Source organism: Vibrio aquimaris, from assembly GCF_009363415.1.
GTDB lineage: Bacteria > Pseudomonadota > Gammaproteobacteria > Enterobacterales > Vibrionaceae > Vibrio > Vibrio aquimaris.
Window position 1 is genome coordinate 2,407,534 of record NZ_CP045350.1, and the last position, 15,093, is coordinate 2,422,626.

The 15,093-nt window shown below is 43.2% G+C and carries 16 protein-coding genes; 3 read left to right on the top strand and 13 right to left on the bottom strand.

Features of this window, described 5'->3' with window-relative positions; genetic code table 11:
* Nucleotides 1-2: 2 nt before the first annotated feature.
* The 6 genes from FIV01_RS11105 to rpsB form a co-directional block, all read right to left on the bottom strand.
* Nucleotides 3-845 carry a phosphatidate cytidylyltransferase gene (locus tag FIV01_RS11105; RefSeq protein WP_152431058.1) on the bottom strand — a complete coding sequence of 281 codons (843 nt, stop codon included), beginning with the start codon at nt 843-845 and terminating at the stop codon, nt 3-5.
* Nucleotides 846-855: 10 nt separating this feature from the next.
* Nucleotides 856-1,611 (bottom strand): undecaprenyl pyrophosphate synthase, encoded by a 756-nt coding sequence (gene uppS, locus FIV01_RS11110; protein ID WP_152431059.1) that lies wholly within the window; start codon nt 1,609-1,611, stop codon nt 856-858.
* A gap of 96 nt (nt 1,612-1,707) precedes the next feature.
* Nucleotides 1,708-2,265 (bottom strand): ribosome recycling factor, encoded by a 558-nt coding sequence (gene frr, locus FIV01_RS11120; protein WP_114785226.1) that lies wholly within the window; start codon nt 2,263-2,265, stop codon nt 1,708-1,710.
* A gap of 102 nt (nt 2,266-2,367) precedes the next feature.
* Complete coding sequence (pyrH, locus tag FIV01_RS11130) at nt 2,368-3,099, bottom strand: UMP kinase (RefSeq protein ID WP_114785225.1); 732 nt, start codon at nt 3,097-3,099, stop codon at nt 2,368-2,370.
* Nucleotides 3,100-3,274: 175 nt separating this feature from the next.
* Nucleotides 3,275-4,117: a translation elongation factor Ts gene (gene tsf / locus FIV01_RS11135; RefSeq protein WP_152431061.1), complete on the bottom strand. Its 843-nt coding sequence runs from the start codon at nt 4,115-4,117 to the stop codon at nt 3,275-3,277.
* A 129-nt stretch (nt 4,118-4,246) separates the two neighbouring features.
* On the bottom strand, nt 4,247-4,975 hold the full coding sequence (gene rpsB / locus FIV01_RS11140) for a 30S ribosomal protein S2 (RefSeq protein WP_114785223.1): 729 nt from the start codon (nt 4,973-4,975) through the stop codon (nt 4,247-4,249).
* A gap of 351 nt (nt 4,976-5,326) precedes the next feature.
* Between rpsB and map the strand changes: the two genes are divergently transcribed.
* The 3 genes from map (at nt 5,327) to FIV01_RS11155 (ending at nt 9,450) form a co-directional block, all read left to right on the top strand.
* Nucleotides 5,327-6,205, top strand: a complete 879-nt coding sequence (gene map, locus FIV01_RS11145) for a type I methionyl aminopeptidase (RefSeq protein WP_152431062.1) — start codon at nt 5,327-5,329, stop codon at nt 6,203-6,205.
* 95 nt (nt 6,206-6,300) lie between these two features.
* A complete protein-coding gene (gene glnD, locus FIV01_RS11150; RefSeq protein ID WP_152431063.1) occupies nt 6,301-8,922 on the top strand; it encodes a bifunctional uridylyltransferase/uridylyl-removing protein GlnD in 2,622 nt (873 codons plus the stop codon).
* A 144-nt stretch (nt 8,923-9,066) separates the two neighbouring features.
* Nucleotides 9,067-9,450 carry a DUF3461 family protein gene (locus tag FIV01_RS11155; RefSeq protein ID WP_152431064.1) on the top strand — a complete coding sequence of 128 codons (384 nt, stop codon included), beginning with the start codon at nt 9,067-9,069 and terminating at the stop codon, nt 9,448-9,450.
* Nucleotides 9,451-9,502: 52 nt separating this feature from the next.
* Here the strand turns inward: FIV01_RS11155 and pgpA are convergent, their stop codons facing one another.
* The 7 genes from pgpA to ribD all read right to left on the bottom strand — a co-directional run bounded on the left by pgpA (nt 9,503) and on the right by ribD (nt 15,086).
* Nucleotides 9,503-10,006: a phosphatidylglycerophosphatase A gene (pgpA, locus tag FIV01_RS11160; RefSeq protein WP_152431065.1), complete on the bottom strand. Its 504-nt coding sequence runs from the start codon at nt 10,004-10,006 to the stop codon at nt 9,503-9,505.
* Between the two features lie 10 nt (nt 10,007-10,016).
* Nucleotides 10,017-10,982, bottom strand: a complete 966-nt coding sequence (gene thiL / locus FIV01_RS11165) for a thiamine-phosphate kinase (protein WP_152431720.1) — start codon at nt 10,980-10,982, stop codon at nt 10,017-10,019.
* Nucleotides 10,983-11,047: 65 nt separating this feature from the next.
* Nucleotides 11,048-11,515: a transcription antitermination factor NusB gene (nusB, locus tag FIV01_RS11170; RefSeq protein ID WP_152431066.1), complete on the bottom strand. Its 468-nt coding sequence runs from the start codon at nt 11,513-11,515 to the stop codon at nt 11,048-11,050.
* Complete coding sequence (gene ribH, locus FIV01_RS11175) at nt 11,515-11,985, bottom strand: 6,7-dimethyl-8-ribityllumazine synthase (protein WP_152431067.1); 471 nt, start codon at nt 11,983-11,985, stop codon at nt 11,515-11,517. The genes nusB and ribH overlap by 1 nt, the downstream gene beginning before the upstream one ends.
* 162 nt (nt 11,986-12,147) lie before the next feature.
* Nucleotides 12,148-13,257 carry a bifunctional 3,4-dihydroxy-2-butanone-4-phosphate synthase/GTP cyclohydrolase II gene (gene ribBA / locus FIV01_RS11180; RefSeq protein ID WP_152431068.1) on the bottom strand — a complete coding sequence of 370 codons (1,110 nt, stop codon included), beginning with the start codon at nt 13,255-13,257 and terminating at the stop codon, nt 12,148-12,150.
* 75 nt (nt 13,258-13,332) lie between these two features.
* Nucleotides 13,333-13,983, bottom strand: a complete 651-nt coding sequence (locus FIV01_RS11185; RefSeq protein WP_152431069.1) for a riboflavin synthase — start codon at nt 13,981-13,983, stop codon at nt 13,333-13,335.
* Nucleotides 13,984-13,985: 2 nt separating this feature from the next.
* Nucleotides 13,986-15,086, bottom strand: coding sequence for a bifunctional diaminohydroxyphosphoribosylaminopyrimidine deaminase/5-amino-6-(5-phosphoribosylamino)uracil reductase RibD (gene ribD, locus FIV01_RS11190; RefSeq protein WP_152431070.1), 1,101 nt, complete (start codon nt 15,084-15,086; stop codon nt 13,986-13,988).
* Between the last annotated feature and the right edge of the window lie 7 nt (nt 15,087-15,093).

Here is a 15,093-nt window from a genome sequence, read left to right on the forward strand (position 1 = left end):
AATTAGAAAATGAAATAAAGAAGTGCGAATACAGGAAAAGCGGCTGTCAAACTATCGACCCTATCCAATATTCCACCATGCCCAGGTAGAATATTACCGCTATCTTTTATGCCTGAAACTCGTTTAAACATACTCTCGACAAGGTCACCTAGTACACTGATTACCACTGTGATTAATGTAATGAACACCATAGAGAAGGAACTGCTAAACTCAATATCAAACCAAACAGCCGTTCCCCAGCCGACAAAAATTGCAGTCGCAATTCCTCCGATCAGGCCTTCAATGGTTTTGTTCGGGCTAACATGAGGAGCCATTTTTCGGCGACCAAAGCTCTTACCGCAAAAATAAGCGCCGCTATCTGCAGCCCAGACAATAAAGCATACAAAGAGCACGAGTTTAGCACCGTGGTAGCTATCCTCGTATATCCCTTCAGCCCTGAGTAATAAGATGCTCCAAAAAAACGGTAAAAGAGTCAAAACACCAAATACATGCCTGAGCACATTGGAATGTTGCCAAAGCTTGGCTGAACGAGGAAAAGACAGTACTAAGCCGCTAGAAATAATCCACCAAATACTTCCAACTGAAAGCACAGCGATATGCACGTCAGTCATCAAACTTAGACTTCTGGCATCAAAAGGAATAAAAGCTAAGGAAATAGCGCTAATAAAAATACTCGGAGTCAATGCCAAAAGGCGTGTTTTGGACTCAACAAATTGGGTCCACTCCCAATAACCGATTACAGTTACTGTCGCTACAGCTAGCATGAATATAGCTAACGGTAACTTGAAAATACCAAGAATAACAGCAGGGGCAAGAATTAGAGCTGTGATAATTCGTTGTTTCAAACTTAAACCCTTAATCGCTTTCGATCAGTTCTTCAACCTGTTCGTCGGTGCAACCAAAGCGCCTCTCCCGATTAACAAACCATGTAATTGCTTCAATTAAACTATCTTCATTGAACTCCGGCCAATATGTCGGCGTAAAATACATTTCCGCATAAGCCATCTGCCAAAGCATGAAGTTACTGATACGACATTCGCCACTTGTTCGTATTAATAAGTCAACTTCTGGGAGATCCGCCATGGTCAGATGAGACGTAATCAGCTCTTCATTAACGTCACTAGCATCAATTTCACCACGTGCTACTTTCGCAGAAATACTTTTCGTCGCCTCGACAATATCCCATTTACCGCCGTAATTAGCGGCTATGTTAATAACCATTCCAGTGTTATTTTCAGTCAGAGCTTCGGCTTGAGCTATCTTTGTTTGTAACCTTGGGTTAAATCGACTTTTATCACCGATAACACGCAGACGTAGATTGTTCTTATGAAGCTTCTTAACTTCCGTAGACAAAACGGTGATGAATAACTCCATTAACACACCGACTTCGTCCTCTGGTCTGCGCCAGTTTTCACTGCTAAACGCAAACAAAGTAATGGCTTTAATACCTAATTTTGCAGATGTAGAAATAGTTTTTCTTACCGCAGACACACCATTTTTATGGCCGAACACGCGGGGTTTTCCCTGCGTTTTTGCCCAGCGACCATTACCATCCATAATGATAGCAATATGCTTGGGAAGTAGTTCTGAAGATAGTTGAATGTTATGCATACAAGGATTCATGGTTATCAGCAGGTGACAAAGAGTAGCATAAAAAAACGCTGTACTGCGAGCACAGCGTTTTTTATATTTCGAGTGTGAATGAAATTAAACTTCCATAAGTTCTTTTTCTTTTGATGCGAGCGCTTCGTCTACTTTTTTAACCGCTGCATCAGTGATTTTTTGAATCTCATCTTGCGCTTTGCGATCTTCATCTTCAGAAATTTCTTTGTCTTTGAGCAAGGACTTTAGTTCACCATTGGCATCACGACGAATATTACGAATAGCCACTCGTCCGCCCTCAGCTTCACCACGTACGATTTTAACCAGGTCCTTACGTCGCTCTTCTGTCAACGGTGGAAGTGGTACACGGATGATGGTTCCGGCTGACATCGGATTGAGTCCTAGATCTGACATCATGATGGCTTTTTCCACCTTGGGTGCAAGCTCTTTATCAAAAACAGTAATGGCTAGAGTTCGAGCATCTTCAGCAACAACATTAGCAACTTGGTTTAGTGGTGTTGGAGCACCATAGTACTCGACTGAGATTCCAGAGAGTAGGCTCGGATGAGCGCGACCTGTACGAACTTTCGAAAGGTTATTTTTTAGCGCTTCTACGCTTTTTTCCATACGCTCTTGAGCGTCTTGTTTGATTTCATTAATCACGATATCACCTTAAATGTGTCATTCTTTTTAGAAGAAAGCCTAAACAGGATTCTTTAAAAGGCAATACCCTAGTATAAAATTACCATACTAGGGTTGAATGAGTTATTCAGCAGTACTAATCAAAGTACCTTCAGCTTCACCCATAACCACTCGGCGAAGTGCACCAGGCTTATTCATGTTGAAGACACGAATAGGCATTTTGTGATCACGAGCTAATGTAAATGCTGCTAAATCCATCACTTTTAGTTCTTTATCAAGAACTTCTGAATATGCCAGCTTATCATACAACTCTGCATCAGGATTAGCTACAGGGTCAGCGGTAAATACACCGTCAACTTTAGTCGCTTTTAAAACCACATCGGCCTCAATTTCTATGCCACGTAAACAGGCAGCAGAGTCAGTCGTAAAAAATGGATTCCCAGTACCGGCTGAGAATATAACCACTCGCCCTTGACGCAATTCACGAATAGCATCAGCCCAGTTGTAATCGTCACAGACGCCTTTCAGAGGTATGGCAGACATAACACGAGCATTAACATAAGCACGATGTAGAGCGTCTCGCATGGCAAGGCCGTTCATTACGGTTGCAAGCATCCCCATATGATCACCCACAACACGGTTCATCCCAGCTTCAGCAAGCCCTGCACCTCGGAAAAGATTGCCTCCTCCGATCACCACCCCTACTTGCACTCCAAGCTCTACCAGTTCTTTCACTTCTTGAGCCATACGATCAAGAATCGCAGGGTCGATACCAAAACCCTCTTCACCTTGAAGAGCTTCACCACTCAGTTTTAACAGAATACGTTGATACGCTGGTTTAGGGTTTGTCGTCATGGAGTTTACCTTCCAAAGAGAGTTATTAATTAACAGTCATGAATAGCCAAGCAAGCCATCATTAAAATGATGTGAGTCACATCACTTACCTATTCATCACAATTAACCGCATAACTGCCATTCGTAAAAAGACCGCAGCCTAGGCTACGGTCTAAAGTTTTAGCACACCTAAGGGTTAACCTTTTTGAGCAGCTGCAACTTCTTCAGCAAAGCTCATTTCTTCGCCTTTTTCGATACCTTCACCCACTTCTAGGCGGACAAAGTTAGCAACAGAAGCACCACGCTCTTTTAGGATTTCACCAACAGATTTCTTTGGCTCCATAACAAAAGCTTGACCAGTTAGAGAAATCTCACCTGTGAACTTCTTCATGCGGCCAACAACCATCTTCTCTGCAATTTCAGCTGGTTTGCCTTCGTTCATAGCGATTTCTACTTGAACGGCTTTTTCTTTCTCAACAACGTTAGCTGGTACATCTTCAGGGTTAACATACTCAGGACGAGAAGCCGCTACGTGCATAGCAACATGCTTAAGTGTTTCAGCGTCGCCTTCACCAGCAACAACTACACCAATTTTCTCACCGTGACGGTAAGAAGCAATTGCAGCACCTTCAACGTATTGAACGCGACGGATGTTGATGTTTTCACCAATTTTAGCAACTAGAGCAACGCGAGTATCTTCGAACTTAGCTTGTAGTTCTTCTGCCGTCGCTTTAGTAGAAAGCGCATGAGCTGCCACTTCTTCAGCAAATGCTGTAAAGTTAGCATCTTTTGCTACGAAGTCAGTTTGGCAGTTTACTTCAAGAAGTACAGCTACGCCGTTGTCTTGTTTAATGATGATCGCGCCTTCAGCCGCTACATTACCTGCTTTCTTAGCAGCTTTTGCAGCACCTGACTTACGCATGTTGTCAATTGCCAGTTCGATATCGCCGTCAGTTTCAACAAGCGCTTTCTTACATTCCATCATGCCTGCGCCAGTACGGTCGCGCAGTTCTTTAACTAGAGCAGCAGTTACAGCCATTCTCTATTCCTCAGTTTAATCTGGATTTGGTAAAAAACAGGGGCCTAACATGTTAGCCCCTGCTGATAATGATAACTTTGCCAACCTGTGCATTAGCTCACGTTGGCTAAGTATGGCTCAAAGCCGCTATTATTCAGCTTCTACGAAACCGTCTTTTTCAGCAGCTGCAGCTACGTCTTTGTTACGACCTTCAGTTACTGCAGAAGCAGCAGCGTTTAGGTATAGCTGTACCGCACGGATAGCATCATCGTTACCAGGGATAACGAAATCTACGCCGTCTGGGTTAGAGTTAGTATCAACTACAGCGTAAACTGGGATACCTAGGTTGTTTGCTTCTTTAACTGCAATGTGCTCGTGATCTGCATCAATTACGAACAACGCATCTGGTAGACCACCCATGTCTTTGATACCACCAAGAGACTTCTCTAGCTTCTCCATTTCACGAGTACGCATTAGAGCTTCTTTCTTAGTCAACTTGTCAAAAGTACCGTCTTGAGACTGAGTTTCTAGCTCTTTTAGACGCTTGATAGACTGACGAACAGTTTTGTAGTTTGTTAGCATACCACCAAGCCAGCGGTTGTTAACATAATACTGGTTGCTTGCAATAGCAGCTTCTTTAACAGCTTCAGATGCAGCGCGCTTAGTACCTACAAATAGAACCTTACCTTTTTTCTCACCGACTTTACCTAGCTCAGCTAGAGCGTCGTTAAACATAGGTACAGTTTTTTCTAGGTTGATGATATGTACACGGTTACGAGCACCAAAGATGAATGGCTTCATTTTTGGGTTCCAGTAACGAGTCTGGTGACCAAAGTGAACACCAGCTTTTAGCATATCGCGCATTGATACAGTTGCCATTTTAAATTCCTCTATGGGGTTAGGCCTCCACAATCCCCATAACTCCGACCAAGCTCATTGCCCAGCACCCCGGAATATGTGACGGATTGTGTGTGATTTAAAGATAAATGTTTTATGGAAGTCATCAGCTTCGCCAAATAAGGAGAGAACAGACAACATTTCCGGCGCGCTTTATACCATATTTTCATCCATCTTGGCTAGTAAAAAGTCACTCTATGGAGTTAATTAGACCATAGCTTTGAGTGTCTCACTTAACCTCACACATGAAGAATCATTCTCATTAGCCTAGCTTCCTGATAGAATGCGCTCATTCGCACAGATAAGTGCTACTGATTAAATTAGAGAAGAACGATGTCCATCAAGATAAAAACCTCTGCAGAAATTGAGCGTATGCGCATCGCTGGTGCATTAGCCGCCGAAATCCTAGAAATGATCGAGCCTCATATCAAGGAAGGTGTCACCACGGATGAATTGAATAAAATTTGTCATGACTATGGGATTGAGAAAGGGGCTTACTCTGCACCTCTTGATTATCACGGATTTCCTAAATCTATCTGTACATCTATCAACCACATTGTTTGCCATGGTATTCCAGCATCGGAAGATGAAATCGGTAGTAACGGCCAGTTGAAACCTGCCGTACTTAAAAATGGCGATATTATTAACGTTGATATTACCGTTATTGTTCCAAACGACGAAAACGCAGACCTAAGCGTGCGCCCTCAGGGTTACCACGGTGACACCTCTAAAATGTTTCTCGTCGGGGACGTATCCCCAGCAGACAAACGTCTGTGTATGGTTACCCAAGAAGCTTTGTATATTGGCATACGTAAGGTAAAACCTGGCGCAACTGTCGGTGACATAGGCACAGCGATTGAAAAATACATCAAAGAAAATAACAAAAAGAATCCTAGAAATAAGTTTTCTATCGTAAAAGACTTCTGTGGCCACGGAATAGGCAATGAATTCCACGAGGAACCACAAATCGTTCATTACAAAAATAATGATCGTCGAGTGTTGCAAAAAGGAATGTGCTTTACCATTGAACCTATGATTAACGCTGGCAAATTTGGTGTGAGTGTTGATGCGCAAGACGATTGGACTGTCTACACAGGGGATGGCAAAAAATCAGCTCAGTATGAGCACACTGTTTTGGTCACAGACACAGGGTGTGAAATCCTGACGCTGCGCAGTGATGATACTATTCCACGAATTATGAATAATGCTTAGTTCCACCCTAAAATATCCTCGCTAAACGAGGATATTTTTTTATCTTCTACATTTTGATAGATTGTTATATACGGATGCCTAGCACAGACTTGCCTATGTCTTATCAATCGCCTTCTAGCTTACAGGACGATGAAATATCAGTTGCAAAACTTAAGTCTCAACTTAAGAAGTTTGCTGACGACCAAAAAGATCTATTCACCTCGCATAACTCGATATCAGAGCTTGTCTTGGGCCGTGCAAACTACATGGATGGAGTGCTTAAAAGGCTTTGGCAATATTTCGGCTTTACTAAAGAACCTGATATTTGTCTGGTTGCTGTAGGTGGTTACGGTAGAGGTGAACTGCACCCTCTTTCCGACATTGATATATTGATCAGCTCAACCCATGTTTTGCCTGAAAGCCTGAATGCAAAAATAAGCCGCTTTATTACTTTTTTGTGGGATCTGAAACTCGAAGTTGGGCACGCAGTAAGAACCATAAGTGAATGCTCATCAATTGGTAGAGAAGACTTGACTGTCGCGACTAACCTTCAGGAATCGCGATGGCTTTGCGGCTGTGAAGAAACCTTTGATAAACTGCAACTTGAGATTCATTCAGAGTCATTTTGGCCCACTGAAACCTTTTATAAAGCAAAGGTTCAAGAGCAGCGAGACCGTCATTCTCGCTACCATGATACAACCTATAATTTAGAGCCCGATATAAAGTCAACACCTGGGGGATTGCGTGATATTCATACCTTAGGCTGGATCGCAAGAAGGCATTTTGGCGCCACTTCATTACTTGAAATGAGTCAATATGGCTTTTTGACTGATGCGGAATATCGCGAGCTCTTAGAATGCCAAAATTACCTATGGCGGGTACGTTTTGCTCTGCACCTGCAGCTAAAAAGATACGACAATCGCTTAACGTTCGCTCATCAAGTACAAGTTGCCGAGAGCCTTGGTTATTCGGGAGAAGGCAACCGCGGCGTTGAAATGATGATGAAAGAGTTCTATCGCACACTTAGACGTGTAGCTGAACTCAATAAAATGTTACTCAAACTATTTGACCAAGCGATTTTAAATAATGGTATTGAGCACGACCCTGAAATACTGAGTCAGGACTTTCAAAGACGTGGCCCTCTGATTGAAGCCCGTAAACCCGCGCTGTTTCAATCTCGCCCAGAAACCATTCTTGATATGTTTTTGCATATAGCTAATGATTCAACCATTGAAAGTGTGGCGCCCTCAACACTTCGTCAACTAAGAACCGCTCGAAGACGGTTGAATAAGTTTCTTCACACGATTCCAGCAGCCAGAGAAAAGTTTATCGAACTTTGTCGCCACCCAAACTCTCTTACTCGAGCATTTGTTTTGATGCACAAGCTCGGTGTATTGGCAACATACTTGCCACAATGGAGTCAAATTGTTGGCCAAATGCAGTTTGACTTATTCCACGTTTACACGGTTGATGAACACAGCGTCCGCCTTCTAAAACACATTCATACTTTTAGCCAGCCAGAAAATCATCAAAAGCACCCTATTTGCTGCGAAGTTTTTCCTCGGATACAAAAAAAAGAGCTACTTATAATAGCCGCTATTTTTCATGACATAGCCAAAGGCCGTGGCGGCGATCATTCTGAAATAGGGGCGGAAGAAGCGTATGAGTTTTGTATCAGCCATGGTCTATCAAATCATGAAGCTAAACTCGTTTCTTGGTTGGTCAGATACCATTTGTTAATGTCTGTAACCGCTCAAAGGCGCGATATTTATGACCCTGATGTTATCAACGAATTCGCTAAACAGGTAAGAGATGAAGAATATTTAGAATACCTAGTTTGCTTAACTGTTGCCGATATTTGTGCAACCAACCCTGCCCTCTGGAACAGTTGGAAGCGAACCTTACTAGCAGAGTTATTCTATTCTACTCAAAGGGCACTACGTCGAGGACTTGAGAACCCAGTCGATGTGAGAGAAAGAATACGTCACAACCAACAACTCGCCTCAGCCCTTTTAAGAAAGGAAGGGTTCAGCGCCAGAGATATTGAGGTGCTATGGCAACGATTTAAAGCCGATTACTTTCTCAGACATTCACACAAGCAAATTGCCTGGCACAGTACTCACATTCTGCGCCACAGCGATCACTCTCAACCTCTTATCCTTATATCCAAAAAGGCCACTCGTGGTGGTACAGAAGTATTTGTCTATAGCCGTGATCAACATGCGCTCTTTGCATCCATAGTCGCCACATTAGATAGAAGAAACTTAAACGTACATGATGCGCAAGTCATGACAAGCAAAGATGGGTATGTGCTCGATACCTTTATGGTACTTGATCAACACGGCAAGGTCATAGACGAGAGCCGCCATGATGCTATCATAAAGCAGTTAGTGCGCACTTTGGGTAACGGACGCTCAAACAAAATAAGAACGCGCCGTCCTCATCGTAACTTACAACATTTCAAAGTAAAAACCCGAGTTGAGTTTCTGCCAACAAAAGGTAAGAAGCGTACTCTACTTGAATTCGTAGCGCTTGATACTCCGGGTTTACTGGCAATTGTTGGTGCAACCTTTGCTGACCTAAACCTGCATCTCCATGGCGCTAAAATTACAACAATCGGTGAACGAGCCGAGGATTTATTTATTATTACTAATGCTCAAGGTATTAAGCTTACTGAAGAAGAAGAACTCGATCTTCAACAGCAGCTCATAGAAAGTGTCAACAAGCTGACTCCTTAGGCGATCTCGCCCACAAGTTACACAGGCGTACGAGAAATCAACTATCTCAAGTCAACTTCGACTGCTACATTATGTGTTGTTGGTCATTATGTTGTCAGTGTACACATGGATAAAGGTCGTTAAATTCACCACAAGAGGTCGCCTATGTTTCAACACCTCACAGCGTTAGGAATTCAAGAACCTAAACAAATTGAACGTTACTCCCTCAGGCAAGAGGCACACAAAGACGTATTAAAAATTTACTTTCGTAAGCAAAAAGGCGAACTATTCGCAAAAAGCGTCAAATTCAAATACCCGAGACAAGTTAAAAATGTGTTGGTGGATGGAGGAAGCAATAAGTATAAGGAAGTGACGGAAATAAATCGTAACCTAACGCTTATTATTGATGAGTTGAATACCATCACTAAACCCCAAAAACTAGCAAAAGTAGACACTAAGGAAAAAATCCTTTCAGATCTGCGCCACCTTGAAAAGGTCGTTTCAAGCAAAATAGCCGAAATAGAAGCTGACCTTGAGAAGCTGAAATAAATCACGACAGGGTTAATCCCTGTCGTTCAAGCCTTCAAAAAAGTAGTAGCGATTATACCCAGCCAGCTAGCCTTCCAACGAGGTAAAGCGAGGCAAACGCCATAACACCAGCGACAATATCGTCAAGCATAATACCAAAACCGCCATGGACATGATTATCCAGCCAGTTGATAGGCCATGGCTTTAGCATGTCAAAAAATCTAAACAGTGCAAAACCAGTCAATAGCCACTTCCAGTCAGTGACAGAAAGGTGAAATAAAGGGACAACCAGCATGGTAATCCAAAACCCGACAAATTCATCCCATACGATAGCTCCATGATCATGGACACCCATACTATCTGAAGTTATTTGGCATATTTTAATTCCGGCTATGGATGCCACCACTAGGGTAATCATGTAAGCAGGTAAAGGTAGTTGAGCTAACAGAAGGTAAAAAGGAATAGCAGCCAGTGTTCCGACAGTGCCTGGCATATAGGGGGATAAACCGCTACCAAATCCAGTTGCCAGAAGGTGCCAAGGGTTTTTAAGTGATATAAGAAGTAAGGGGTTTGTCATACTATTAATTCTATTGAAAATGATCGAAGCCTTGCTGAGGCCAGTCAAGAGGTTGCCCTTTATTTGATAGCAAAAACTGTCCCTTGGGACGAATTTGTCCAATACAACTCACCTGACAACCACAATGTGCTAACGCAGCGTCAATCGCTCCTTTATACTGCTCCGGGACTGTGAAGCATAACTCATATTCTTCACCACTTGTGAGTGCGTATTGCTGAGCTTTATCCACGCTGCCGATAAACTGAATCAATTGACTAGAAACGGGAAGCTCGCTAAGTTCAAGGTGAGCGCCAACATCAGAGCACCTAAGAATATGTTTCAAATCAGCTGCTAAGCCATCAGAAATATCAATCGCCGAGCTTGCTATCCCTAGAAGCGCTTGCCCTGCCAAAACGCGCGGAGTTGATAAATAGTGTGCTTGTTCAAGTTGCTCAGCAAATGGTTTATTACGCAGCTCTTTATTAAGAATTACATCCAAACCGGCCTGACTGTCTCCCAACTCTCCCGTCACATAGATCCAATCACCAACTCGTGCGCCATCTCTTCGGAGTGCCTTTTCTGCGTCAACAAAGCCTTGCACTGTGAGCGTTAAACTCAACGGGCCTTTGGTTGTATCTCCGCCAATTAAATGGATATCAAAATAATCTGCAAGCTTAAAAAAAGAATTGCAAAACGGCGCTAGCCAAGACTCATTGGGCTTTGGTAGAGTCAAAGCTAATGATACCCAAGCCGGTGTCGCTCCCATAGCCGCTAAATCACTTATATTTGCAGCCAAAGCTTTGTGGGCTACCCAAGCGGGGTTAGCCTCTTTGAGGAAATGTGTTCCTGCAACTAGTGTATCTGTGCTGACCGCCAAAGACATGCCTTCTGGCACTTTGAGTAGAGCGCAATCATCCCCGGCCGCTAGCAACACATCTTTACGACGAGACTGACGACCTACAAAATATTTCTCAATAAGATTAAATTCACCAAACATAATATTCAATGTAACGTGTGATATAAAAAAGGTCAGCATTTGCTGACCTTTTAGGGCTATTTATCCTACTTTTTACGAACATGTGGTGCTGCTTTATCCAGCACACCATTCACAAATTTGTGGCTATCTTCAGCTGCAAAAACTTTTGCCAACTCAATAGCTTCATTAATAACCACTTTATATGGTACATCTTCACGACGAGTCATTTCATACATAGCCAGACGAAGCAAAGCAAGCTCCATCATATCCAAATCTTGCATTGGACGAGCCGTATAAGGGCGAATTTTACTGTCCAGTTCTGTGTGACTTAACACCACACCGGTTAATAAATCACGGAAGTATGCGACATCAGTATCTGGCGCTATCAACGCAGGTTCTGCTGCATGATGCTCTTCTTCATCATACTTACCACCAGATAAAAACTGCTCTTCAATAGTGGCAACATTTTCTTTAGTAATTTGCCATGAGTAGATCGCTTGCAGAGCGAATCGACGTGCATTACGACGTGCGGCTGGTTTCACACTGGCCCCCATTAGGAATCGATTTCAGATAAAACGTTAATCATTTCAAGTGCGCTTAGTGCAGCCTCTGCACCTTTATTACCAGCCTTGGTTCCTGCGCGCTCAATAGCTTGGTCTATGGTATCAACAGTCAAGACACCAAATGCAACTGGAAGGCTATATTCCAACGACACTTGAGCCAAACCCTTGTTACACTCACTGCAAACATATTCAAAATGAGGCGTACCGCCACGGATCACTGTACCTAGTGACACAATAGCATCAAACTTACCCGTTTTAGCCACACGTTGCGCAACTAAAGGAAGCTCTACCGCTCCGGGACAACGTACGACAGTGATGTTGTCATCACTAACTTGCCCATGACGCTTTAAAGTATCGATTGCACCAGACAATAGACTTTCGTTAATAAAACTGTTGAAACGAGAAATAACGATAGCAATTTTTGCGTTTGGCGCTGGGAAGCCACCCTCGATCACTTTCATAAGCTTTCCTTTAACTATGTTCATCAAGTGAGAATCGCCGGATTTTAGCACAAACCTGTGATCAATATCTAATAGAAATTTGTCTCTACTCAATGAGAAAAACAGTCACAGAAAATACCGCTAACGGCGATTATCATATTAACGGTGATACGAACTCATGCGTTATTCGCAAACGTACTCAACTACATTTAGGCCAAATCCACCCAGTGCGTGATACTTCTTATTTGTCGAAGAAAGAAGACGCATATCGCGAACACCGATATCAGCCAAAATCTGCGATCCAACACCAACACGTCGAGAAGTACCTTGCTTTTTGGCCAAAGTCGGAGCTTGCCCCTTATCCTGAGCTTCAAACATTTTCACGCGATGGATAAGAAGATCGCTCGATTCTTCATTGCCAAGAATGACTAACACACCACCTTCTTTGCCAATCCGCTTCATGGCTTTATCTAAAGTCCAGCTACGCTCAACATTTCTATCACTGCGTAGTAAATCTGTAAACGTATCTTGAAGATGTACTCGAACTAGAGGTACATGCTCGCTTATCTCACCTTTACACAGGGCATAATGCACTTGGTTATCAATAGTGTCTCGATAAGTGACCAATTCAAACTCACCATACTCAGTAGGCAATTGACACTGTGCAACACGCTCTATCGTCGTCTCTGTGTTATTACGATACTCGATAAGATCAGCAATAGTCCCAAGCTTAATAGCATGCTTTTCAGCAAACACTTCCAAGTCAGGACGACGAGCCATAGTGCCATCTTGGTTAAGAATTTCGACAATCACTCCTGCTGGCTCAAGCCCTGCTAACCTCGCAAGATCACATCCAGCTTCTGTATGGCCAGCCCGAGTGAGCACGCCACCTTCCTGTGCCGCAAGTGGAAAAATATGCCCTGGTTGTACTAAGTCAGCAGCTTTGGCATCAATGGCAACCGCAGCTTGAACGGTTTTGGCTCTGTCAGCGGCAGAGATACCAGTGGTAACGCCCTCAGCAGCTTCAATAGAAACGGTAAAGTTTGTCGTAAACTGGGCATTATTATCCTGAACCATGGGTGGAAGACCCAAATGCTCACAGCGTTCCTTAGTCATGGTCAGGCAGATGAGCCCTCTGCCGTGAGTCGCCATAAAATTTATGGCTTCAGGGGTTACATGCTCTGCCGCCATGATAAGATCGCCTTCATTCTCGCGATCTTCATCATCCATCAAAATAACCATCTTACCTAGACGAATGTCTTCTATGATTTCCTGCGGAGTACTAATTGGCATTACTGGATTCCTGTATTTTGGGCTCTGAACTCTATTATCATTATTAGAAGTGCAGCATGTACTGCAAACTATTCATTAAGCGAAACCGTTTTGCTGGAGAAACTCCATGGTTAAGCGTGATTCTGGTTGTGAGGATTGACTTGTTAACAGACGCTCCATATAACGAGCCAGTACATCAACTTCTAGATTAACTTTACGTCCAACATGAAAGTCTTTAATGGTCGTTTCATCTCCGGTATGAGGCACTATCGTCAGCTTAAACGCATTCTTTCGCAAGGCATTAACCGTTAAGCTAATGCCATCAACGGTAATAGAACCTTTTTCGGCTAGATATTTAGACAATTCTTGAGGCATTGAAACCCAAAATTCGATCGCCCTACCTACTTGGTTACGCTCGACAATTTCCCCTACGCCATCAACATGTCCAGAGACGATATGACCACCAAATCGAGTCGTGGGTAGCATGGCCTTTTCCAAGTTGACCTTACTCCCCACCTGATAGTCAGTAAAAGCCGTTTTATTGAGCGTTTCCAAAGATAAATCAGCAGTGTAGCCGGTCGAGCTACAATCAACGACTGTCAGGCAAACCCCGTTAGTAGCAATACTATCGCCAAGTTTCACATCAGACATATCAAGCTTGCCGGCTTCAACCGTTACACTAATGTCTTCACCTTGAGGAGTGATTGCAGTCAATGTACCAACCGCTTCTATAATTCCTGTAAACATAACTATGATTCTTTGTTTTCTACTTTAGCAATAATACGAATATCAGGACCAATCTGCGTTATATCGCGGAAATTAAGTTCTATTGTTTCTTGCATCGACTGTAAACCAAGCGCACCAAGCAAGCCTCTACCATCACTGCCCATGAGTTTCGGCGACAAGTACAACACTAACTCATCCACTATCCCTTGCTTAATTAAGCTGGTAGCTAGGGTGGCTCCCGCCTCTACCCAAAGGTGATTAATTCCAAAGTTTGATGCCAAATCAGCAAATGTGGGAACTAAATCAATTTGACCACTAGGAGCAAGATGAGGACTGAGATCACCCTGCTGAGACACAATAATACGCGGCCCTTTGGTTGAGAAAAGCTTAAGCTCGGACGTAAGCAGGTTTTGCCTGTCTAAAATAACTCGTTTAGGTTGACGCACTTCATTCTCGGCAAGTTGGCTTTTGACCGTTTCAGGTAGCTCAGACCAACGCACATTGAGAGAAGCATTATCCTCAATCACCGTCTTGCTGGTTGATAAAATAGCATCAGATTGAGCGCGATATTTCTGTACATCGCTTCGAGCTTGCGCAGAAGTAATCCACTTGCTTTCGCCATTTGATAAAGCGGTTTGACCATCAATGCTGGCTGCCATTTTCAATTGCACAAAAGGAAGCCCAGTTTGCATCCTTTTAATAAAGGCGGGATTCAAAGCCTCTGCATCGCTTTTTAAAAGACCAACTTGCACTTCAATACCAGCATCTCGAAGCATGTTAATGCCTTCAACTTTGGGATTAGGGTCTTCCATCGCACAAATAACCTTTGCCACTCTAGCCTGAATCAAAGCAGATGCACAAGGAGGGGTTCTACCGTAATGAGAGCAAGGTTCGAGTGTGACATAAACAGTTGAACCAACGGCTTTGTCCCCTGCCATATTAAGTGCATTAACTTCAGCATGGGGTTCGCCTGCACGATAGTGAAAACCTTCGCCAACAATGGCGTCATCACGGGTAATAACACACCCTACGTTTGGGTTGGGTGGCGTAGTATAGATGCCGCCTTTAGCCAAATTAATGGCACGCGACATCATTTTATAATCTAGAGAAGAGAATTCAGACATTATACTG

What these genes read in the sequence shown, in the direction of transcription:
- uppS (WP_152431059.1), bottom strand. Translation starts at nt 1,611, where the DNA reads ATGCATAACATTCAACTATCTTCAGAACTACTTCCCAAGCATATTGCT.
- pyrH (WP_114785225.1), bottom strand. Translation starts at nt 3,099, where the DNA reads ATGACGACAAACCCTAAACCAGCGTATCAACGTATTCTGTTAAAACTG.
- tsf (WP_152431061.1), bottom strand. Translation starts at nt 4,117, where the DNA reads ATGGCTGTAACTGCTGCTCTAGTTAAAGAACTGCGCGACCGTACTGGC.
- rpsB (WP_114785223.1), bottom strand. Translation starts at nt 4,975, where the DNA reads ATGGCAACTGTATCAATGCGCGATATGCTAAAAGCTGGTGTTCACTTT.
- map (WP_152431062.1), top strand. Translation starts at nt 5,327, where the DNA reads ATGTCCATCAAGATAAAAACCTCTGCAGAAATTGAGCGTATGCGCATC.
- glnD (WP_152431063.1), top strand. Translation starts at nt 6,301, where the DNA reads ATGTCTTATCAATCGCCTTCTAGCTTACAGGACGATGAAATATCAGTT.
- FIV01_RS11155 (WP_152431064.1), top strand. Translation starts at nt 9,067, where the DNA reads ATGTTTCAACACCTCACAGCGTTAGGAATTCAAGAACCTAAACAAATT.
- pgpA (WP_152431065.1), bottom strand. Translation starts at nt 10,006, where the DNA reads ATGACAAACCCCTTACTTCTTATATCACTTAAAAACCCTTGGCACCTT.
- thiL (WP_152431720.1), bottom strand. Translation starts at nt 10,982, where the DNA reads ATGTTTGGTGAATTTAATCTTATTGAGAAATATTTTGTAGGTCGTCAG.
- nusB (WP_152431066.1), bottom strand. Translation starts at nt 11,515, where the DNA reads ATGGGGGCCAGTGTGAAACCAGCCGCACGTCGTAATGCACGTCGATTC.
- ribH (WP_152431067.1), bottom strand. Translation starts at nt 11,985, where the DNA reads ATGAAAGTGATCGAGGGTGGCTTCCCAGCGCCAAACGCAAAAATTGCT.
- ribBA (WP_152431068.1), bottom strand. Translation starts at nt 13,257, where the DNA reads ATGCCAATTAGTACTCCGCAGGAAATCATAGAAGACATTCGTCTAGGT.
- FIV01_RS11185 (WP_152431069.1), bottom strand. Translation starts at nt 13,983, where the DNA reads ATGTTTACAGGAATTATAGAAGCGGTTGGTACATTGACTGCAATCACT.
- ribD (WP_152431070.1), bottom strand. Translation starts at nt 15,086, where the DNA reads ATGTCTGAATTCTCTTCTCTAGATTATAAAATGATGTCGCGTGCCATT.